At 38.8% G+C, this 20,572-nt stretch carries 20 protein-coding genes and 2 pseudogenes; 14 read left to right on the top strand and 8 right to left on the bottom strand.

The genetic code is table 11. The features are described 5' to 3' along the window. Positions 1-87: 87 nt before the first annotated feature. From H6G77_RS25090 to H6G77_RS25075, 5 genes are all read left to right on the top strand, one after another. Entirely contained in the window at positions 88-471 is a 384-nt protein-coding gene (locus H6G77_RS25090) for a DUF433 domain-containing protein (RefSeq protein WP_190873029.1), read from the top strand. A 176-nt stretch (positions 472-647) separates the two neighbouring features. Further along, positions 648-1,127: a hypothetical protein gene (locus tag H6G77_RS25085; protein ID WP_190873028.1), complete on the top strand. Its 480-nt coding sequence runs from the start codon at positions 648-650 to the stop codon at positions 1,125-1,127. 34 nt (positions 1,128-1,161) lie between these two features. Beyond that, on the top strand, positions 1,162-1,770 hold the full coding sequence (locus H6G77_RS25080; RefSeq protein WP_190873027.1) for a hypothetical protein: 609 nt from the start codon (positions 1,162-1,164) through the stop codon (positions 1,768-1,770). Next, the gene (locus tag H6G77_RS36665; protein ID WP_396020687.1) at positions 1,742-1,951 is read left to right on the top strand and encodes a DUF6888 family protein; all 210 of its coding nucleotides are present in this window, start codon (positions 1,742-1,744) and stop codon (positions 1,949-1,951) included. The genes H6G77_RS25080 and H6G77_RS36665 overlap by 29 nt, the downstream gene beginning before the upstream one ends. Continuing rightward, a complete protein-coding gene (locus tag H6G77_RS25075) occupies positions 1,948-2,157 on the top strand; it encodes a DUF6887 family protein (RefSeq protein WP_190692031.1) in 210 nt (69 codons plus the stop codon). The genes H6G77_RS36665 and H6G77_RS25075 overlap by 4 nt, the downstream gene beginning before the upstream one ends. A gap of 77 nt (positions 2,158-2,234) precedes the next feature. Here H6G77_RS25075 and H6G77_RS25070 read toward each other — a convergent pair. Continuing rightward, a pseudogene (locus H6G77_RS25070) lies at positions 2,235-3,335 on the bottom strand (nickel-dependent hydrogenase large subunit); the annotation flags it as partial. Between the two features lie 116 nt (positions 3,336-3,451). On the opposite strand from H6G77_RS25070, the gene H6G77_RS25065 reads away from it, so the two are divergent. Together H6G77_RS25065 and acsF are read left to right on the top strand one after the other, a co-directional pair. After that, the gene (locus H6G77_RS25065; RefSeq protein ID WP_190873026.1) at positions 3,452-4,912 is read left to right on the top strand and encodes a site-specific integrase; all 1,461 of its coding nucleotides are present in this window, start codon (positions 3,452-3,454) and stop codon (positions 4,910-4,912) included. A 115-nt stretch (positions 4,913-5,027) separates the two neighbouring features. Then, positions 5,028-6,086, top strand: coding sequence for a magnesium-protoporphyrin IX monomethyl ester (oxidative) cyclase (gene acsF, locus H6G77_RS25060; RefSeq protein ID WP_190675372.1), 1,059 nt, complete (start codon positions 5,028-5,030; stop codon positions 6,084-6,086). A 208-nt stretch (positions 6,087-6,294) separates the two neighbouring features. On the opposite strand, the gene H6G77_RS25055 is transcribed toward acsF, so the two are convergent. Beyond that, positions 6,295-7,845: an ATP-binding protein gene (locus tag H6G77_RS25055; RefSeq protein WP_190873025.1), complete on the bottom strand. Its 1,551-nt coding sequence runs from the start codon at positions 7,843-7,845 to the stop codon at positions 6,295-6,297. A gap of 286 nt (positions 7,846-8,131) precedes the next feature. On the opposite strand from H6G77_RS25055, the gene H6G77_RS25050 reads away from it, so the two are divergent. Continuing rightward, positions 8,132-9,100 (top strand): hypothetical protein, encoded by a 969-nt coding sequence (locus H6G77_RS25050; protein ID WP_190873024.1) that lies wholly within the window; start codon positions 8,132-8,134, stop codon positions 9,098-9,100. Positions 9,101-9,332: 232 nt separating this feature from the next. Here the strand turns inward: H6G77_RS25050 and H6G77_RS25045 are convergent, their stop codons facing one another. The 4 genes and pseudogenes from H6G77_RS25045 to H6G77_RS25030 all read right to left on the bottom strand — a co-directional run bounded on the left by H6G77_RS25045 (position 9,333) and on the right by H6G77_RS25030 (position 13,412). Beyond that, a complete protein-coding gene (locus H6G77_RS25045) occupies positions 9,333-10,889 on the bottom strand; it encodes an ATP-binding protein (RefSeq protein WP_190873023.1) in 1,557 nt (518 codons plus the stop codon). Positions 10,890-11,125: 236 nt separating this feature from the next. Beyond that, a pseudogene (locus H6G77_RS25040) lies at positions 11,126-11,635 on the bottom strand (nickel-dependent hydrogenase large subunit); the annotation flags it as partial. Between the two features lie 93 nt (positions 11,636-11,728). After that, positions 11,729-12,304, bottom strand: coding sequence for a hypothetical protein (locus tag H6G77_RS25035; RefSeq protein WP_190873022.1), 576 nt, complete (start codon positions 12,302-12,304; stop codon positions 11,729-11,731). A gap of 145 nt (positions 12,305-12,449) precedes the next feature. Beyond that, the gene (locus H6G77_RS25030; RefSeq protein WP_190873021.1) at positions 12,450-13,412 is read right to left on the bottom strand and encodes a hydrogenase small subunit; all 963 of its coding nucleotides are present in this window, start codon (positions 13,410-13,412) and stop codon (positions 12,450-12,452) included. A gap of 584 nt (positions 13,413-13,996) precedes the next feature. On the opposite strand from H6G77_RS25030, the gene H6G77_RS25025 reads away from it, so the two are divergent. From H6G77_RS25025 to H6G77_RS25000, 6 genes are all read left to right on the top strand, one after another. After that, on the top strand, positions 13,997-14,971 hold the full coding sequence (locus H6G77_RS25025) for a hypothetical protein (RefSeq protein ID WP_190873020.1): 975 nt from the start codon (positions 13,997-13,999) through the stop codon (positions 14,969-14,971). 77 nt (positions 14,972-15,048) lie between these two features. Beyond that, positions 15,049-15,315: a hypothetical protein gene (locus H6G77_RS25020; protein ID WP_190873019.1), complete on the top strand. Its 267-nt coding sequence runs from the start codon at positions 15,049-15,051 to the stop codon at positions 15,313-15,315. Positions 15,316-15,323: 8 nt separating this feature from the next. Continuing rightward, entirely contained in the window at positions 15,324-15,548 is a 225-nt protein-coding gene (locus H6G77_RS25015; protein WP_190873018.1) for a hypothetical protein, read from the top strand. A gap of 47 nt (positions 15,549-15,595) precedes the next feature. Further along, positions 15,596-16,438, top strand: coding sequence for a NifU family protein (locus H6G77_RS25010; protein ID WP_190873017.1), 843 nt, complete (start codon positions 15,596-15,598; stop codon positions 16,436-16,438). A gap of 310 nt (positions 16,439-16,748) precedes the next feature. Beyond that, on the top strand, positions 16,749-18,002 hold the full coding sequence (locus H6G77_RS25005; RefSeq protein ID WP_190873016.1) for an ATP/GTP-binding protein: 1,254 nt from the start codon (positions 16,749-16,751) through the stop codon (positions 18,000-18,002). Beyond that, positions 17,995-18,612: an RloB family protein gene (locus H6G77_RS25000; RefSeq protein WP_190873015.1), complete on the top strand. Its 618-nt coding sequence runs from the start codon at positions 17,995-17,997 to the stop codon at positions 18,610-18,612. Before H6G77_RS25005 ends, H6G77_RS25000 begins: the two co-directional genes overlap by 8 nt. 44 nt (positions 18,613-18,656) lie before the next feature. Here the strand turns inward: H6G77_RS25000 and H6G77_RS24995 are convergent, their stop codons facing one another. Together H6G77_RS24995 and H6G77_RS24990 are read right to left on the bottom strand one after the other, a co-directional pair. Then, positions 18,657-19,892, bottom strand: a complete 1,236-nt coding sequence (locus H6G77_RS24995) for an LL-diaminopimelate aminotransferase (protein WP_190873063.1) — start codon at positions 19,890-19,892, stop codon at positions 18,657-18,659. A 292-nt stretch (positions 19,893-20,184) separates the two neighbouring features. After that, on the bottom strand, positions 20,185-20,572 hold a 388-nt coding region (locus H6G77_RS24990), incomplete at its 5' end, for a WD40 repeat domain-containing protein (protein WP_396020686.1).

The following is a 20,572-nucleotide window of genomic DNA, read 5'->3' as shown; positions in this document are numbered from 1 at the left end:
TAAATTACTGAAACTGTATCTGTAATGAGATCGCTCTCATTCAGAAACTAGAATAATGATATAGAAAAATCTGGGAGATTATTAGGTATGACTCCAGTATTTAATGAGAAATCAGCTATTATCCGTACAGAACGTGGTCTGACGATCGCTGGAACACGCATCACTATTTATGATGTTATGGATCACCTTTTGGCTGGATGGACACCTCAATTGATCCGAAATTGGCTTCCTTTAACAGAAGAACAACTTGATGCTGCACTTGCATATATTAACGCCAACCGTACTGAAGTAGAAGCAGAATATCAAACAGTTTTAAAAGAAACCCAAGAGCTACGTAAATACTGGGAAGAGAAAAACCGCGATCGCATTGCACAAATAGCTAAAATGCCACCAAAGCCAGGACAGGAAGAAATTTATGCTAAACTTCTGGCTTGGAAAGCTAAACTTGGTTTTATCTGCGATCGCTTTTAGCCCGCATTATCAAATTATACAAATAGCTGATTGTAGTGAATGAAAAAGCGATCTCAAAAAGTAAATCTTAGTAATTACTTACGTTAGGGTATTAAAAATTTCAGATTTATTCTGTAAAAGCACTTTATTAAGTTACTATAGCTGTGTGCCAATAATATAGCTTTGTACTGGAGTGTATGCAGTATCAAGAGCCAGGAGACGAGCAAGTTAATAAAGATAAGCCAGAATTACAGATTGTGCCAGAGAATGGTGGAGCATTGGTTTCTTCATCAACGCAATCTGCTCTAGAACGTTTAGATCAACTAATTTCTCAAAAACAATCTTTAGATGAGATTAGAGAGCTTCTAGAATTAAAAGAAATTGCTCTTAAACAGCAATGGCAGCAAAATCAAATTGAAGAAATTAAGAAACGACAAAATTATGAGCGTTTAACTCAAACTAGAAAAGAGATAACCATTACAGTTACTTCATCAGTTACATCTGCAATAGGGTTAGGCATAATGTATTTTTCTTATCCCCTGGTAGGAACATTCGTCTTACTTTTAGGACTAGCAACATTACTGAGAATTCCTTTTGATCAGTTATCTAATGAATTTTTAGAGTTTATTGATAAAGTATCTGATAAATTTACATCAATATTTCACCCTAAGTCTTAAAAATCTTCATACAATTATTTAATAAAATTTAAATATGGAAACGTTAAGTTTAGCAGCAATTGCAGCTATTTTAGCTAGTAAGAGTCTTGAGAAACTAGGTGAAACAATTGGAGAGAACGTATGGGAATCTAGCCAAAAGCTACTTACTTTAATGAGAAAAAAATATCCAGATACGATTGAAAAAAATATACAAATAGAAAATTATGGTGAAGCTTTGATACAAATTGAGGAAGTAATAGAGAAAGACACGGAAGTTGCTGAAGCAGCTATAGAATTGAGACAAGCTGTTGAATCTGAGCCTAATCAGCAAATAGTGATTCAATCTCTAACCAATGTTATTAATATAATGCTTCAAGAAGAACGCCGTAGGTTAAGAAATGATTCTCAAATCAATAATTTGCACGTTGATAGAATAGTTATAAGTAACCCTGATAAAAATCAACCAGCTATGACACAGCAAACATCCAGTAAACGCCGTAACTCTACAATAATTGGATTGTACTTGTCATTTTTGTCTATGATTCTTGTAGGCTTGCTAGTTTTTGTTCCTTTATCAGTTGGAATTCAACAAGTCTTAATTGCTTTAATAGCTTTAAATACTATTTTTTCTTTTAGTGCTTTCAAAATATCCACAAGGAGTTAAAACTATCCCTACACCAGAACAAAAAACGCAGTGTTATATATTGTGCTGCTGGTTTACAAAACTTTATTTACCTATCAATATTGTTCGTATGGATGAACGAACAGGAAATATATTCTTGCTGGCTGGCGAGGAAAATATTATAGAAATATACCCTAACGGACGGTGGAGGTACATCGGATGAGTAAGCCTAACTTTCAAGCTATGAGTCAGAAAGAATTACATGATTATGTTCTTGCTCATCGGGATGACCAAGAAGCTTTTTATGCTTATATAGATAAATTGCACGCGGAGGCAAATTGGATTGAAATGCCACCATTAGAATCATTGCAAGATTTGGATAATTATCCTGAATTTATGGAACGTTTTCGTGGTAATTCTCAAGCTTGATGTGATATGGAATAAGCTAATGACTAAATAACAAATAGCCATTAGCCATACTCATAAAAAACTCTCGGCGTTTAAACTTACGCAGTCCGAAAACGTGCCAACTCCTCGCCTGTCTTCGCATCGTGGGCGTGGACTGTACACACAAGACAGGAATCAAAAGAACGGGCGACGTGTCCAACTTCTACAGGGTCAGTCGGATCTTCAATAGGTGTCCCTACTAACGCTTCTTCAATGGGGCCGCGTTTATCTTGACCGTCACGGGGGCCGATGTTCCACGTACCAGGGGCAATTACTTGGTAGTTCTTAATCTTACCGCCTTCGATGTCTACCCAGTGACACAAAGCACCCCGCGCGGCTTCGGTTGCGCCCCAACCTTTGCCGTCTTTTTCTGTGGGTTTAATATACCAAGGGTCGTTTAACTTGAACTCACGCAAACAGTGTTCGGCTTGGCGATATAGTTTAACGATTTCGTGGAGTCTGGCTAACTGACGAACGTGAATATTAGCACCGCCCATTTTTTTGAATACATCAAGAATAAACCCATCATGATGTTGCCAAGATTCGCCGTGATTACCACCTGCTACTAATTGACGCGCTAAGGGGCCTGCTTCTAAGCGTCCGAAGTCTTTGTGTAATACGGCACTTGCCCAAGAATAGGCATTCTCGAAGTCTTTTGTATTATTGGCAGTGGGTTTTGTAGTGCGATCGCTTGGATGAATATCTGCTGTCCCTTCATCGTACCAAGAATGGGTTAAATTCTCGCGGGCGAAGGACTGATCCATTAGGCTGTGCGTGTCGGTGAAGCTGTCATACACGCCACCCTTCATAATCATCGCTGCATTCCGCCCTTCAATGGTGGGCTTTTGGTATCTATCTTCATGGGCTAAATATCCCCAAGTGACGTATCTACCAACACCTGCGCCATATCTATCTAGACCAATATCTAGACCCATCCGCCAATAAAAGCCTAAGTCTGACTCACGATGTTTGATGTCTTCATCTAACCAGTTCATAAAGTCATCGTAAGTCTGTATTTCTTCGTAGCGTTCTAAAGAACAGCCTAACCATACTGGTTCTAACCAGTTGGTGCGGAAATATTCGAGAATTGCCCAGGCGCGGGTAATGTCGGTGAGGGTGGGGGCGCACATCACACCACCAGGCACCATATAACTGCTATGACAACTGGTGATATATTAAAAATGTTACTGAGTAACTTATTGTGTAAAGTAATTTTGCTCGACAAGAACATTTTATTTTCACCATTTCGGTTTATAAATAAGGGAATATTTAGGGAATGAGCCGAGAAAATCAGGGTAATTGCGAGGAAACATATTCCACATCTACACATGAATATGTAAATGCAGATTTAACCGACTTATTCGCCGATATATTTGCCGATTTTGAGCCGCAGAACACCACAGACGGTAGCTATAGGGGAACAATGGCGAAAATAAAAGCAACGGAATTACAGTATCAAGCAGTTTTTGAACAAAAGTTAGTCGAAGCCAATACTAATTTAAAAAGGGAGAGAATAAGAGTTAGCATTAAACAAACTGGCAATTCTCTCCAATTACGAGCTACCCTACCCTTAAAACCAGGCGATGGAAATTCAGGTAAGCAAAAAAAACAGTATGACTTGTCTCTAGGGATACCAGCAAATTTAGAGGGATTAAAAACTGCAATTGAGGAAAGTTATGAGTTGGGTAAATTAATTGCTCGTCACACTTTCCAGTGGAATGAAAAGTATTTAGGAATTAAATCTAGAGAAAAGCAAGAAATAAAAACAATTAGGGAATTATTAGATACATTTGAAGAAAAATATTACCAAACACGTCAGAAAAGTATCACCAGTCAAAATACTTTTGCTAACTACATATCTGTCATCAAAAGAAACTTCCCTCTCACTTATGTAGCCACAAAAGAAAATTTTGAGGAAATTATTAATTCAGTTCAGGGGAATAAAAAAAATGAACTGATTGCGGTAACTTCTGTTTTGATTAAAACCTTTAATTTAGGATTTAAACTCGATGTTAAACGTGATAATGTCACCCCTGCTTATCGAGAAATCCCTGATGATGAAAAAATAATATCTGCTTTTGAATTATTTGAAAAATTCGCCCTTAACCGCAAAAATACAAATATTAGTGATGAAATAGACACTTGGGAAATGTGGCGTTGGGTATATGGAATGTTAGCGACTTATGGGTTAAGACCAAGGGAATTATTTGTAGAACCGGATATTAATTGGTGGATGTCTCCCCAAAATATAGACCACACTTGGAAAGTGAATAAAAATACAAAAACTGGATATCGAGAAGTTCTTCCTTTTGTAGCTGAATGGATAGAATTATTTGATTTAAAAAATCCCAAACCATTAAATATTTTAGAACAAAAGGTGGCAAAAATTGCCTCTGTACAAAATATTAATTGGATGCGGAGAGATATATCCAGATGGTTTAGAAAAGTGGGAATTGAGTTTCAACCTTATGATTTACGTCATGCTTGTGCAATTCGAGCGCATCTTCAAGGAATACCCATTAAAGCCGCAGCAGATAATTTAGGTCATACTGTTGATGAGCATACAAAAACTTATCAAAGATGGTTTGGGATTGAAAATCGGAAAAAAGCCTTTGGTGAGGTAATTAGTCAAAAGTCGTTAATTGAGTTGCAGAAGAATGAAATATTGGCTTTAAGGATGGAGAATGAGAGGTTGAGGTTAGAGGTGGAAAAGTTGAAATTGTTGGAGAATGTCTAAATAAATAGTTAGACTGCAACACTTCCAATCAAATTCCTGATCTGAGACTCAGGAATTGCTAAGGTTCTTCTCTTGAAGTAGTATGGAGACTGACATTTAATAAAGGATTTAGAATATGGGATATGTTGAAAACACACAGTCAAACACCGAGATTTTAGCGAAAGAAACTCTCATTTCCGTAGGATTTTATACAACTAATATCGGAAAACTTTCTAGTACTGATACCTCAAGATTTCAAGAAGCCTTTAGTACTGCTATCTCCAATCTAAAGAACGACTACACTAAAGACAAGTATATACGTGACGAGAGATTTGTTCAATCTTGGGATCACATTCAAGGTGAGGCGCGAGAACTCATAATTAAACTTCTAAAAATGTACTGTGCTGCTGAGTACTCAGGATTTATCCTTTACAAAGAACTATCATATGAACTTAAAGAAACAAACAGTGTCCTCTCAGATGGATTCTCTCTGATGTCTCGTGATGAAGCTCGTCACGCTAGTTTTTTAAATAAAGCCTTCTTAGATTTTCATATTAAACCTGGATTGGGTTTTCTAAAGAAAGAACATAGAAAATATGTTTTTCTACCTTTTTCATGGTTTATCTACTCTACTTATCTGTCTGAGAGAATTTCTAGCTGTTATTACATAACTATTTTCGAGCATTTAGAATCTCATCCTGAATACTCCATTTATCCTCTTTTTAGCTTCTATAAATCATGGAGTGAAGATGAGAATCGACATGGAGATTTTTTTGGTGCAATTATTAAATCCCAACTACAACTTTCTAATGGATTAAAGGCAAGATTACTCTGCAAGTTCTTCTTGCTGATGATTTTCAGCATGACATACTTCAAGCATAAAAGTAATGATAAACTCCTTGCATTGCTTGGGCTAGATGCTCGTGACTACTACATATCTACAATAAGAAAAGTCAACAACTCTATCAGAAAAGATTTACCTGTAGTTCTCAATGTTGAAGAGTCGCATTTCTTTGAAGAATTAGATATTTGCTTGCTGCATATCTCAGAAAATGAAAAAATCAATATTTCAAATCAGAACAATCTCTTAAAATTGATTAGAAAGATTCCGCATTATTCCATTATTTTATTAGTTATGTTACGTTTATTTGTCATGAAATCAATTAATACACAAGTGCGATCGCCAATTCTGTAGGGTGCTTTAATGAAATGTAATGCACCTTATAATTTTACCGTTAAACATCTTTGGGAAAAGCGATCTTTCTTGTGCTTCCTTAACTGTGATTAACAGTGATCGCTAATATTGGGTTAACGCGATCGCTCAAAATCCATTATCTTGCGCTTCCTTAACTGCGATTAACTGCGATCGCGCAATATCCAAACAAATCAATCATACAAAATACTCAAGCCCGAATCACAGTAATCCGACGCTGATGTTGTGTCAGCACAACCTGAGTTGATAAACGTTCTTCCATTGGCAAGGCATTTTTCCGCCTGTCAAACACAAATAACCAACCAAAATCTAACCCCAAACGCCCTAAATAGGATTCCAACTGCTCAATCCCCTCAGCTTGGGGATCGCGCTTTTTCTCCCGCCATACCTTTAACTCGATACCTAATATCACACCTTTGTAACGCAGACATAAATCCATTCTGTCACTACCAATTGCATATTCCCTCTCCAAAATGCCACCACCATTAACCACACGATGCAAGAAAGCCATCAATACAATATGCGGTGCAATTTCATGATAGCTAGTGCTACCTAATAACGGTTCTCCGTGCTGTCGCCAAAACTTGAGAAATGCTGCAAGTAACGCATCTATATTTAATTCTCCTTCTGGAGTTAACCAAGTTGGTGCAATCACTGGTAGGGAAGCCATTGGTGTCACTGTTAATACCCTGGGTAAAACTTCCCGATAAATGGGATTAGCAATAGTTAATCCACCGTGGGGGTGCATTTTACATAAACCTAAATCAATCACAAATTGAATATCATCATTGGGTATATCCCCCAATTCCAAACCCGCTAACATCGGCTCGATAATTGCTTTGATCCTTGGTTCTCGTAAGCGTTCAGCTAAACTATCAAGATGAGTATCTTGACGGGCAATTAATATTTCTTTTGCTTGTAAAATATGTTCTTTAGTAATAGCAATACTTCTATCTTTAACCATCTTTTCCACAACTTCCTTAGCAAGGGCATTAACTAACCAAGGTTGTCCTTGGGTTAAATCAAAGGCTGTTGCTGTTGCTTCTGTTGTGAAAATTTGTCCTGTCTGTTCTGTATGTTGTTGATATAGTTCTACAACTTCCTCGGCATTAAAATTTCGCAGAGTAATGGAACTGACTTTAATATTAAAAGGACTGGATGTGTTTAACCTGTCACTCCCACCTGATGCTACCTTATAATCCCGGACATCTCTTAAACCAATTAATCCCACGGATGAGGGGAAATTTTCTGGACGACTGCGATAGCCTTCACGTAACTGTCGTAAAACTGAAATTAGTGTTTGGTCTTGTAGGGAATCAATTTCATCTATAAATAATACTAACGGACGATTTATAGCTTTTGACCAAGCTCTTAAATTTTCGCCAATTCTCTGCCCAGGGGCATTATAAACCCAAGCTGGGGGTTGTAGTTCTGGGGGTAAGTTATCCTCAATTGTATTACGCCAAGTTCCCAAAATCGCTAATTCTGCTGCACTGGGGTCATGATTGAAAGCACTTCCCACTTCCGCAGATACCATTACTGCTGCATAACGTCCTGTGGCGGTAAGTTGCTGTGCTAGGGCTAACATTGCTGTGGTTTTCCCTGTTTGTCGCGGTGCATGAACGACAAAATAACTACGCTGTCGAATTAGCTCCTCCAAATCTGGTAATCGTATTGTTGGAGAGAGCATATAGTGGATATCGTCTTTACAAGGGCCTGCAATATTAAACCAGCGAGACATAGGATTTTGGCAGTTAGCGGATACTTTGAGTTTAGACGATTTTAAGATTGGGGATGGCAGGAAGGGCTAATTGAGGATTTTTGTTTGTATGAACATCGGGTAGATATACCGAATCATTCCGTCTATTACTTGGGAAAAGATAATAGCCAGAGAATTTATTGCTATCCACCCAGATTTAGGTAGTTATCTGGAAAATGTCTGTATAATATGTGGATATTGATGATCTGCAAAAAAGTTCTTGGTATGTTGATGTACATCAGTACAAGTTATACATATAAGCAAAGAGATGGAAAACATTATATTAAGTTTGCTAGATAATGGCATAGATTATATTCTTGAGGCAGTACGTCCATTATTTCTTAATCGTCTTGAATCTCCACACTTTCTTAAATATTCCATATTACATCTCTACTCAGGAATTGAATTATTACTAAAAGAAAAACTTAGACAAGAGCATTGGAGCTTAATATTTCAAGATGTTAGTAGTGCAGATCCCAGGAAGCTTCAAAGTGGGGATTTTGTAAGTATCTATCATGATGAGTTGCTTAAAAGGCTTAAGGGTATTCTAAACATTGATATTAACGACAAACCATTTAAAATGCTTCGAGCCTTAAGAAATAGATTTGAGCATTTTGAGGTAAAAGTATCTATCAGTGAATGTAAAGAAACTATTGCTTCAGCATTAGATGAAATTATAAATTTCTGGGATAAACACCTAATTGACAAGAGTACAGTTGAACAACAAAAAAAGTTTGGGCAGATAAAATCAATTGCAACTAGTTATGAAGAATATAAACGGCAAAGGCTAAAAAAGTTCGAGCCAGTAATTAATGGGATTACTGAAAGTAATAATGGAATTCTTGTTGTATGTCCGAGTTGTCGGTCACTTGGTTTCGTAGTCTTTAAGGATGATCATAAAGATTGTAAGTGTTTTGTCTGTGATGAAAAAATTGCAAAAATTGATTATTTGAAAAATACGAGAAAACAAGAGAAAGATAATGAAGAATTTTCATTTTTACCCTTTGAACCATACGATACAAAATGCTCATCCTGTGGTTCAGAAACAAGAATAAGAAATAACATTTCAGATGATGAAACTATGTATTATTGCTTGAACTGTCTTGATACACAAGTCATCTCAAAACAAAAGCAAAGAGATAAAGAGTTTAATAAATGGGTTGAGAGGTTGTATGCTGAACATACAAATGACGAAGTTATGTCGATATTGAAAAATGAGATGTTGAAATTGGAATAAAGTCTAATAGAATCAGGTTCTATGAGTAGAGAAGAAGTGGAAAGAGAAAGACAATTCAGAAAAGAATCATATCGTATTGCTCTTTTGGAAGAGTTAAAAAGAAGAGATTTTGAAGCATGATCGCCAATCCAGTAGGGTGCGTTAATGGAATGTAACGCACCTTATAATTTCACTGTTAAACATATTTGAGAAAAGCGATCGCTCAAACAAACAAATCAATCATACAAAATACTCAAGCCCGAATCACAGTAATCCTGCGCTGATTTTGTGTCACCACAACCTGAGTTGACAAACGTTCTTCCATTGGGAGGGCATTTTTACGCCTGTCAAACACAAATAACCAACCAAAATCCAACCCCAAACGGGCTAAATAGGATTCTAATTGCTCAATCCCCTCAGCTTGGGGGTCACGCTTTTTCTCCCGCCATACCTTTAACTCAATACCTAACGTGACATCTTTGTAACGCAGACATAAATCCATTCTGTCACTACCAATTGCATATTCCCTCTCCAAGACTCCACCACCATTGATCACCCGATGCAAGAAAGCCATTAATACGATGTGGGGGGCAATTTCATGATACCCAGTGCTACCTAATAATGGTTCTCCATGCTGTCGCCAAAACTTGAGAAATGCTGCCAGTAACGCATCTAAATTTAATTCTCCTTCTGGGGTTAACCAAGTTGGTGCAATAACTGGTAGGGAAGCCATTGGTGTCACCGTTAACACTCTGGGTAAAACTTCCCGATAAATGGGATTAGCAATGGTTAATCCACCTTGGGGGTGCATTTTACATAAACCTAAATCAATCACAAATTGAATATCATCATTGGGTATATCCCCCAATTCCAAACCCGCTAACATCGGCTCGATAATTGCTTTTATCCTTGGTTCTCGTAAGCGTTCAGCTAAACTATCAAGATGAGTATCTTGACGAGCAATTAATATTTCTTTCGCTTGTAAAATATGCTCTTTTGTAATAGCAATACTTCTATCCTTCACCATTTTTTCCACAACTTCTTTAGCCAGAGCATTCACTAACCAAGGTTGTCCTTGAGTTAAATCAAAGGCTGTTGCTGTGGCTTCTGGTGTGAAAATTTGTCCTGTTTCTGCTGTATGTTGTTGATATAGTTCTGCAACTTCCTCGGCATTAAAATTTCGCAAAGTAATGGAAGTGACTTTAATATTAAAAGGACTGGATGTGTTTAACCTGTCACTACCACCGGATGCCACTTTATAATCTCGCACATCCCTTAAACCAATTAATCCTACCGATGAGGGAAAATTTTCTGGACGATTGGGAAAACCATCTCGTAATTGCCGCAATACTGAAATTAGTGTTTGGTCTTGTAGGGAATCAATTTCATCTATAAATACTACCAAAGGTCGAGGTAAAGCTTTTGCCCAACCTTGCAAAAAAGCCTTAATTCTGTTTCCTGGTTCTTCCTTTTGCCATTGCTTAACAGGTGGTTGTAATTCATTAGATAAGCGGATAGAAATCGTATCATACCAAGTTCCCAAAATCGCCAATTCTGCCGCGCCTGGATCATGATTAAAAGCACTTCCCACTTCTACCGATACCACTACTGCTGCATAACGTCCTGTATCGGTAAGTTGCTGTGCTAGGGCTAACATTGCGGTGGTTTTCCCTGTTTGTCGTGGTGCATGAAGAACAAAATAACTTTCTTGTTCAATCAGCATTGACAAGTCAGGAAGGCGACTTGTGGCTGAGATGGTGTAGTGCTTTTCAGGGTTACAAGGGCCTGCAATATTAAACCAGCGAGGCATAAGACTTTGAGGGTTAGCGGACACTTTGAGTTTAGATGATTTTGGGGTTGGAGCGAGGCTATGTAGGGAAAAGTTAGGTAACGCCTGAGAAAAGCAAATAACTTTTAGTAGATAAAAATAAATGGATTTATGATGTTGTTTGAGTGGGTTTATTGCCTAATTTAAGGAAAACTGAGGGAATCATTCCACCTATCCTGGCAAATCCTTACTACATAAGCCATTTCCTAATTTATTTCCATATAACTGCTGTGCGGCCATTGTCCACCTAGTAGAGCGTAAATTTCTACGGGTTTGGCGGAAATGGTCACACCGAGTTCGTAAGATTTCCCGGTGAACGCAGAAAAGCGGCGGACTGCTTCATCATAGAAGCGACTACTACGGTAGTTTTTATTTGTTAAGTCAATGGCGAATAATCCATAAAAGTAACGGGGGATACTTTGGATAGTTTCGACAATTTGACCGAGGTTTCTGGCTAAGATGGCGTTGCGTGGTACTTCTGTACCCCAGGCTGTATCCAATGCCCAGGATGCAGATGTGAGGTGAGAACCGCCGCAAATACCGCAAATCCGGGGTGTGACAATTAATCCGGCTTGGGGGTCTTTGCCACGGAGGATAATTTCAAAGCCGCGAAATAGTTCGGCGTGAGTCCAGGCGTTGACTACATAGCCGTCGGCAATTTCCACGCGAACATCTAAATCACCCTCGACTCTCCCGACGGGTGAAATGTCTAATGTTTGTTTTCCCATTCTCCTCTCCTGTTTTCATTGATATGTAGTTAGTGATGCGGTAATAACAGTTGAGGCAGTTGCGGTAGATATTAATTCAGATGTCTTTTACGCTTAAAGTTGCAAATGCTTATATCCAAGTACACCCACTACATCACCTGGATGGTTAGAAAAGATTGGTTCTGTACTCCATGTTTGAGATAGTCGGATAACTTCTGGCATTCCTGGAAATAGTTCTGCATCTGTCCAGTCGATGAAACTCTCAGCTTCTGTCGCTTCTCCAAAATTCCGAAATAGATCGGTTTCACCGGCTTTTGCAAATGATCTAATCAGAATACCATTTTGTGCGAGTATCCAATGCGCGTAGGAGATGACATCTTCGTAAGCTGCAAAAGCCTGTACCTCACCAAATTTCTGGCTTAATTCAGTGACTATTTGCTGCATTGCATTCAGATATTCTGCGGAACTTCCCCTTGGTTCCCACTGATGAAAAATGATTATCCAATCATTTGGAGTAGGAAACACGAAAGTATTAGCTGTATCCCCGAAACAACTGAACCTTCCTTGTTGAATATTCTCTAACTCTAAAGCATTTACAACAGCATTAACATCTGAACTTTTGATTGTCATCCAGTCAAGATCCGCATGACAGTATAAATCTTCGTCATCATTCAGATTTTCTGCACCCATATATTTACTCCTTTGTGGCTTCACTACAGTTGCAACTAATACGTAGTTTGCTCACAAAGTATCACACCTTAATTGAATCTTGCACTTAAATCAACAGTTTCAAAATACCGCCTCAACTCATCAACCAAAGCACTGTAATTAATTACTAAACTGTGAAAAAATCCTCCTCTGCCCAAGGTGGTGCTGCATCTTTGGCAACCATTGTGAGGAGGGCGTAGTCTTTTTTGTTGACTCCTGGGGGTAGTTCTTTGGGAACTCCCATGACGGTTTGGGTTTTAAATACGGTTCCGGGTTTGAGGTCAAAGAAGGGAAATTCTGGTTCTGTACAACCTAAACAGGGCATTCCGGCGCGGGTTTTGGAGGAGACGCGGTTCCACAAGATGCGGTTACAGGATGAATGAGTCATGGGGCCGCGACAGCCTAAGTCGTAGAACAGACAGCCTTTACGTTGACCAAATTCGGCGGTTGTGGCTTTGTAGGCAAAGTGGACGTTGCGGGTACAGCCTGTTTGGGTAAAGGTGTTGAAGAAGGTTTGGGGGCGATTGAGTTCATCCAAAGCAATATCGCCGATGCGTCCGGTAGCGATCGCCACTAATATCTGCGTTATCCAATCAGGGTGTGCGGGACATCCTGGAATGTTGATCACAGGTAATCCTGATTTGGCGCGGAAGTCTTTACCTAAAAAGCCACCTTCTTGTCGTTTGAGAAATTGTAAACCTTGGGATTCGCTGGGGTTGGGAGACATTGCGGGAATCCCCCCCCAAGTAGCACAATCTCCGACAGCAACTATGAAGCTGGCAGCTTTGGCTAGGTCGATTAACCAATCTTTCATCGGGCGATCGGCAAAGCGATTCCATTCCCCTGTGCCGTTGGGGGCATTTACTACACTGCCTTCAAATACCAAAATATCGAGGGAGATGTTACCTAAAATGCAGTCCCACAGCAGGGTTTGTAAGTTATTGCCTAATTCCAACCCCAAGGAAGGATGCCAAAGCACTTTAATGCCAAAGTCAGATATGAGGTCGCATACTGTCGGTTCTTCGGCATTGAGAAACGACATGGTGTTGCCCGAACAGGCACCACCTTGCAGCCAGAGTACGTTAGTCATTGGCTATGTGTTGGTTGATTTTTTATCCAGGTGATCAGCGTTGTAGAGTCTCACCTGTTTTTGATGTTTATTCTTCACCATAAGGTATTTTTTTATTATATTTTTATTTTTTCAAGAAAAATTAATTATCTTCAGGATGATGTAAATATGATGCAGAGGCAATAATAGTTCATATCATGAAGGTTTAAATAGGTATTTATGGCTATCAAATAATATATTTAGTTTGCTAGTGATACAAAAAATAATTTTAATCAGGAGAGTATGGAATTTTGATAATAATATTGTTAATTCTCCTCTAGATTTTTGAAAATAGAGTGTTTTATAGTAAGGAAACTGGGGGATAAAGTATGAAGTGTAAAGTCTGAAGTCTGAAATTTATGCTTTGATGTCTCACTACAAACCACAACATCAATAAGTTACCCATAATTAATTGCTCTCTAGCGAAATATATGGGTGTATTTATTCATACTTCACACTTCATACTTCATACTTCATACTTTCATAGCCTTTGGTAGTGAGGAACATTTTGTGTATTTTGAGGGCGGGAATCGAGTAATTTTTTTAATAGCTAGAGTAGGGTAATTATGACACCTAGCATTACAGATTCGGCGGTGAAAGCAGCTGTAGCAGCGATCGCGTCGGAGTCAGCAACGACAGCAGAAAAAATCCAGATGCTCATCGAAATGGCACAAGGGTTTCAAAAGAAGCCGAAAACTGCCCAGGATTTGCGAAATGCAGTTGGATTGTATTATCGTGCTTATGAAATGTCTGGTAATGAGTATCCACTGCTGAAAGCTAAGGCGCAGGTGGGAATGTCTGGAACTTTGCAGATTATTCCCCACACGGATACGGAATTGCTGCTACAAGCCAAGGCTGGTTATGAAGAAGCATTACCAGTTTTACAAAAGTTAGCCACGCCGGAGGAAGTTGCAGAGGCGCAGATGAATTATGGCTTGGTATTGCAGTCTTTAGCGCCGTATAATTTAGCGCGAATTAGTGATAGTATTCAGGCTTATCATGAAGCTTTGCGGGTGTTTACCTGGGAAGATTACCCGCAAGATTACGCGATTTTATACAACAATATTGCGATCGCCTACCTGTCGATGCCAATGGCTTCAGAACGGGAATATTTACGCCAGGGGTTAGCAGTCCAATCATTTGAAGTTGCCCTAAAGCATATTAATTTGATTGATCATCCTAGAGAATATGCCATGCTGCAAAATAATTTAGGTAACGCTTTGCAGTATTTAGTTAGTTCTCATCCTGTCGAGAATAATTTAAAGGCGATCGCAGCATACAATGAAGCGTTAAAAGTGCGTAATTCTAGAGATACACCTTTAGAATATGCTAACACAATTTCTAACAAAGCTAACGCTTTATTCAACTTACCTGATAATCCTGAACAGCCAGAATTAGGTAATCCCCAAAATCTTTTACAAGCCCGGAATTACTATCAAGAAGCTTGGTCAATCTTTACCGAACATCAACAATTAGAACAAGCTGATTTAGTCGTGCAAGCATTAAAAGATGTAGAAGTGGAAATTATGGCTAGTAGTTAGGCTGACCAGATTTATTAACGAACCGCAAAGGACACAAAGAGCGCGTTCGCGCAGCGTCTCGCAGAGAAGGAAGAAAAATGAGTGAGTTATTGAGCAATTTTAATGTGAGTGATTTTCTCACGAGTATGGTGTCTAGTGACCTGAATATAGTTACTGGAACAGTATGGTTAGTTATCGCAACAATTATTTCGATGATTGGCGGTGCAATTGGCGGCATGATATTAGCAGGTAAAGATATTGGTTATTCTTTTTCGGCAATGTTAGGGGCGTTATTTGCTCCGGCTGGCGCGATTCCCGCGATACTTTTAGGTTTTGCTTTATTAACCTTATTAAACAATTATTAGGAGGAAATATGATTGAATTAGGTTGGTTTTCGGCTAAGTTATTTTTCCGGGGTAAGCTATTACGTGAACCTATGTATTTTGTGCAACAAACTGGCATTGGCATTAGTGTTGGTTTGCTATCACTACTAGCACTTGCTCAAGCCGAAATTCCTTTGTGTATTCCCATAACTCTATCTAGTTTAATTACAGGCGCTTTGATGCCTTTCTTACTGAAAGATTTCAAAATGAAGTAATGAATTAGTCAACAGTTCCCATCATTTCACACTTCATACTTTTATTGATGACCAACCTCGAAGAATTCATTGAAGAGATTAACCGCTTTGAGGCAATTATATCTGAGTGGGATGAAAGTCAAAGGTGTGTGGCAGTCGGTCTGAAAGGAGCGATTGAAGCTTTGCATAAAGAAGCATTGACACGGTTGATTAAAAGCCTCAAACAAGAATCTATTTCAGCTTTACGTCATGCTGCTGATGATCAAGTTGTGTATGCAGTTTTGCTATATCATGACTTAGTTAAACCACCGCTACCACCAATATTACAGCGCATTCAAGCCGCCCTTGATGAAGTACGTCCAGGGTTAAAAAGCCACAATGGAGATATAGAATTAGTTGCTTTTAAACCACCAGATACAGTAGAAGTTAGGTTAATCGGAACTTGCAGCAGTTGTCCAGCTTCTAATTTGACTTTATCTCAGGGAGTCGAACAGGCAATTAAAAATTATTGTCCAGAAATTACGCAAGTGGTTGCGGTTGGCGATCGCTCTACGGTAGATAATACCAATACTGGTTTAACTACTCCTTTTCCGCCCACAATTACAACTGCTTGGGTGAGGGTAGCAACAGTAGAACAAATTCCTGATGCGGGGATATTTGTCAGCAAAGTTGGCGGACATTCACTGATTTTATATCGTCAAGGCGATCGCATTACCTGTTACCGCAACGCTTGTTCTCATCTCGCATCACCACTGGACGGCGGAAAGGTAGAAAATGGCATCATCACCTGTCCTACTCACGGGTTTCAATATCAACTAGATACAGGGAAATGTTTAACTGCTGATGTCCCTTTACACTCCTATCCAGTTCAAATTAAAGGTGATAAGGCGTTTGTCAAAATTTCCCGATAATCAGGAACCCTTACATTCACATTAGGACTTACACATAAAAACGAAAAAGCAAGGGTTGAGGAGAGGGTGTAGAGGCGAAATCAAGTCAAAAGTCAAAAATTCTCTTACTTTTGAACTTTGAATTTTGATTTCTCCGTAGGGGTGTATGTCTCCAAAGCCCCACCCCTGATACCCTTTCGCCTCTAAACCCCATCTCCACAAACAATCTTGCTGCGTAAGTCCTGAGTTAATATCAATCAATAGCCGCTATGCTTATATTATATATTTGTGAAATTTTCACAAATATATAGTTTAGTATGCAGAGGTTACTATGCTCATAGAGTTTAGTGTTGGTAATTACCGTTCTTTTAAGGATAAAGTTACCTTTAGCATGGTTGCGGCTAACATTGTTGCCAAAGATAAGCAACTTGATGATAACAATGTTTTTGCAGTTGATGACGAGTTGAAATTACTTAAAAGTGCGGCAATTTATGGTGCTAATGCTAGTGGAAAGAGTAATCTAGCAAAAGCCATGAACTTTATGAAGTGGTTTATGATTAACTCTTCTAAGGAAACACAAAGCACAGAAAAAATTAGAGTGGAGCCTTTTAGATTAAGCACAGAAACCGAAACACAACCATCTTTATTTGAAATTGTCTTTTTATTAAAAAACAAAAAGTATAGATATGGATTTGAAGCCAATCAAGAAAGAGTTGTTTCTGAGTGGCTATTTTACGTTCCTAATAAAAGAGAAACTCGGCTGTTTGAAAGAGTGAATAATGGGAATACTGATAAAATCAATTTATCTAAAACCTTTAAAGGTGAGGGTATTCATCCAAAAACTAGACGCAATGCACTTTTTTTATCAGTAGCTGCTCAATTTAATGTAGAAATTGCTGAAATAATATTAAATTGGTTAACAACAAAGCTTCAGATTGTATCAGGTTTAGAAGACAAGAATTACTTGGATTATACAATAGACAGTTTATCTAAAGAAGATAGTTCTAAAAGAGAAATTGTCCAACTAATAAAACAACTAGATTTGAGTATTAAAGAAATCAAATTAATTAAATCTATAATTCATGGAAATATTGATTATTTATTCACAATAATCAAGACTGGACATAACAAGTTCGATACAGAGGGTAATTCTGTCTCTATAGAATTATTTGATTTAGATAGTCAAGAATCAGAAGGAACTCAAAAAATATTTTTTATTGCTGGACTTTTAATCAATACTCTTAAAGAGGGTAAAGCTTTAATATTTGATGAATTTGATGCTAGGCTGCATCCTTTAATTAGCAAAGCAATTGTTACATTATTTAACTCTAATGAAACGAACTATCATAATGCACAATTAATATTTATGACACATGATACTAATTTACTCACCAATAAACTCTTCCGTAGAGATCAGATTTGGTTTACTGAAAAGAACAAATATGGTGCAACAGATTTATATTCATTAGTAGAATTTAAAATCCGCAATGATGCCTCATTTGAAAGTGATTATATTAAAGGCAGATATGGCGCAATTCCATACATTGGTGATTTAAGTCAACTCTTTGGTGAGCCTGATGCCTAGAAAAGACTCAAGAAAAGCATCATCTCGTGGCTATGCTGATAGAAAAGTTGAAACAAAAGAACCATTTGATAGGTTTTTAATAGTTTGTGAAGGAAGGGAAACCGAACCGAAATACTTTAAAAGCTTTCCTGTTGCTGGGGATGTAAAGGATATGAGTAAGATTTTAGGATTAGGTGTTAATCCTAGCAAACTAGTGGAAAAGACAAAAGAATTAAAAGCTCAAGGAGATTACGATCAAGTTTGGTGTGTATTTGACCGAGATGATTGGCCTAAGCAAGATTTTAATAATGCAATTGCTAATGCAGAAAGAGAGGGATTCAAAGTTGCTTACTCTAATGAAGCTTTTGAGCTATGGTACGTTTTACATTTTGAATTTCTTAACACTGGGCTTCCTCGAAATGATTATATTAATAAGTTAAATACATTTCTGAACAAGAAGTACAAAAAGAATAGTTTAACAATATATGAGGAGCTAGAAAGTCGACAAGCTATTGCCATTAAAAATGCTAAAAAAATTATGAAACAATATGATCCTCCCAATCCAGAAAGTGATAATCCTTCAACAACAGTACATTATTTAGTTGAAGAGCTAAATAAATTTATTAGATGATAGTTCACTATTTTAATCAGGTGGGCATTGCCCACCACAAGTTTCTACACCTTAAACTTTTCAGTAATTCGCTTCATCGCTTCTTCGACATTTTCCCGGCTGTTGAATGCGGAAATGCGGAAGTAGCCTTCACCCGCAGCGCCAAAGCCAGAACCAGGTGTACCAACTACATTGCAAGTATGCAGCAATTTATCAAAGAAATCCCAACTCGATAGTCCATTGGGAGTTTTCACCCAAACGTAAGGCGCATTGACACCGCCATAAACTGCGAGTCCGGCGGCGGTGAGTTTTTCTCGAATAATTTTGGCATTTTCCAAATAGAAACTCACCAAAGCCTTGGTTTGAGCTTGTCCATCTTCAAAATAAACTGCTTCCGCACCCCTTTGCACAATGTAAGATACACCGTTGAACTTGGTGGACTGGCGGCGGTTCCACAGTTTCCACAGTTCCACATCAGAACCATCTGCGGCTTTGGCTGTTAAGGTTTTGGGTACAACAGTTAAAGCACAACGAGTTCCGGTAAAGCCTGCATTTTTAGAAAAAGAACGAAATTCGATCGCACAATCTCGCGCACCTGCAATTTCATAAATAGAATGAGGTAAGCTCGGATCTGTAATATAAGCTTCGTAAGCTGCATCAAAGAAAATAATTGAACCGTTGGCTTTGGCGTAGTCTACCCAAGCTTTGAGATGTTCTTTGGTTGCAGTTGCACCAGTGGGGTTATTGGGGAAACAAAGGTAAATTAAATCAACTTTTGCCTGCGGAATTTCCGCCGTGAAGTTATTTTCTGCTGTCACAGGCAGATATACTAAGCCTGCAAACTCACCTTTATCGTTAGCTGCGCCTGTATGACCCGCCATCACATTAGTGTCTACATATACAGGATACACAGGGTCAGTTACAGCAATGACGTTGTTGTTACCAAAGATATCGAGAATATTACCAGTGTCGCACTTGGAACCATCAGAAATAAAGATTTCTGACGCATCGATGTCTGCGCCGCGTGCTTGAAAATCCTGAGCCGCAATTTTTTCCCTTAACCAAGCATAACCTTGTTCTGGCCCGTAGCCTTTAAAAGTTGCGCGATCGCCCATTTCTGCCACAGCTTTAATCATCGCTGTGCGGCACGCTTCTGGTAAAGGTTCGGTAACATCGCCAATTCCCAAACGAATAACTTTAGCATCAGGGTTAGCTTCCGCAAAAGCATTTACCCGCCGCGCAATTTCCGGGAACAGATAACCAGCCTTCAACTTCAGGTAGTTGTCGTTAATCGTCGCCATATTAGATAGTGAAATACGCACTACAACAGCTTACAGCTAATTGCTCTTGACTATGCCTAGTACAATAAGGCAAAAGTAAAAAGGCAAAAGTAAAAAGAAATAATGACTGTACCACAAGCCTTTTAGCAATTTCTTATGGTCTGTTTATTTACGCCGACCTGTACTAGCTTGATATCCTGGAAGACAAAATGCGACTAACCAAATCTGTGTACCCAGACTCGCCTCAAATCAAGAAAATTAACACTCTCTTACTCTCTGCGCCTCCGCGTCTCTGCTTGCAATAAATTCCTCCCTAATCCTTCACCGCCCCCAGCGCCTTCAAACTTAATATCTCCGCCTGAGTTAACCCCTTTACATCCTTAATCTTCAACCCCGCATATAACTGATGGCTAAAAGTAGCAATACACTCCCCAGTCTGCACATCCCACAGTTTCACCGTCCCATCACTACTACCACTAGCTAAGGTGAGATTATCCCCACTCCAGGCGACTGACCTAACCCCACCTTCATGACCAGCCAAACTCAGGCGACACTCCCCAGTCTGCACATCCCACAGTTTCACAGTCTCATCACTACTACCACTAGCTAAGGTGAGATTATCCCCACTCCAGGCGACTGAGTTAACCCCACCTTTATGACCAGCCAAACTCAGGCGACACTCCCCAGTCTGCACATCCCAC

The organism is Aulosira sp. FACHB-615 (assembly GCF_014698045.1).
In the GTDB taxonomy this organism is placed as follows: domain Bacteria; phylum Cyanobacteriota; class Cyanobacteriia; order Cyanobacteriales; family Nostocaceae; genus Nostoc_B.
This window is presented reverse-complemented; position numbering and strand designations above follow the sequence as displayed.

Coding starts and splice junctions, on each gene's coding strand:
- H6G77_RS25080 (WP_190873027.1), top strand. CDS start 1,162: ATGGAAACGTTAAGTTTAGCAGCAATTGCAGCTATTTTAGCTAGTAAG.
- H6G77_RS25020 (WP_190873019.1), top strand. CDS start 15,049: ATGAGTGAGTTATTGAGCAATTTTAATGTGAGTGATTTTCTCACGAGT.
- H6G77_RS25005 (WP_190873016.1), top strand. CDS start 16,749: ATGCTCATAGAGTTTAGTGTTGGTAATTACCGTTCTTTTAAGGATAAA.
- H6G77_RS25010 (WP_190873017.1), top strand. CDS start 15,596: ATGACCAACCTCGAAGAATTCATTGAAGAGATTAACCGCTTTGAGGCA.
- H6G77_RS25030 (WP_190873021.1), bottom strand. CDS start 13,412: ATGACTAACGTACTCTGGCTGCAAGGTGGTGCCTGTTCGGGCAACACC.
- H6G77_RS25050 (WP_190873024.1), top strand. CDS start 8,132: ATGGAAAACATTATATTAAGTTTGCTAGATAATGGCATAGATTATATT.
- H6G77_RS25025 (WP_190873020.1), top strand. CDS start 13,997: ATGACACCTAGCATTACAGATTCGGCGGTGAAAGCAGCTGTAGCAGCG.
- acsF (WP_190675372.1), top strand. CDS start 5,028: ATGGGATATGTTGAAAACACACAGTCAAACACCGAGATTTTAGCGAAA.
- H6G77_RS25090 (WP_190873029.1), top strand. CDS start 88: ATGACTCCAGTATTTAATGAGAAATCAGCTATTATCCGTACAGAACGT.
- H6G77_RS25000 (WP_190873015.1), top strand. CDS start 17,995: ATGCCTAGAAAAGACTCAAGAAAAGCATCATCTCGTGGCTATGCTGAT.
- H6G77_RS25055 (WP_190873025.1), bottom strand. CDS start 7,845: ATGTCTCGCTGGTTTAATATTGCAGGCCCTTGTAAAGACGATATCCAC.
- H6G77_RS25075 (WP_190692031.1), top strand. CDS start 1,948: ATGAGTAAGCCTAACTTTCAAGCTATGAGTCAGAAAGAATTACATGAT.
- H6G77_RS25015 (WP_190873018.1), top strand. CDS start 15,324: ATGATTGAATTAGGTTGGTTTTCGGCTAAGTTATTTTTCCGGGGTAAG.
- H6G77_RS24995 (WP_190873063.1), bottom strand. CDS start 19,892: ATGGCGACGATTAACGACAACTACCTGAAGTTGAAGGCTGGTTATCTG.
- H6G77_RS25065 (WP_190873026.1), top strand. CDS start 3,452: ATGAGCCGAGAAAATCAGGGTAATTGCGAGGAAACATATTCCACATCT.
- H6G77_RS25045 (WP_190873023.1), bottom strand. CDS start 10,889: ATGCCTCGCTGGTTTAATATTGCAGGCCCTTGTAACCCTGAAAAGCAC.
- H6G77_RS25035 (WP_190873022.1), bottom strand. CDS start 12,304: ATGGGTGCAGAAAATCTGAATGATGACGAAGATTTATACTGTCATGCG.
- H6G77_RS25085 (WP_190873028.1), top strand. CDS start 648: ATGCAGTATCAAGAGCCAGGAGACGAGCAAGTTAATAAAGATAAGCCA.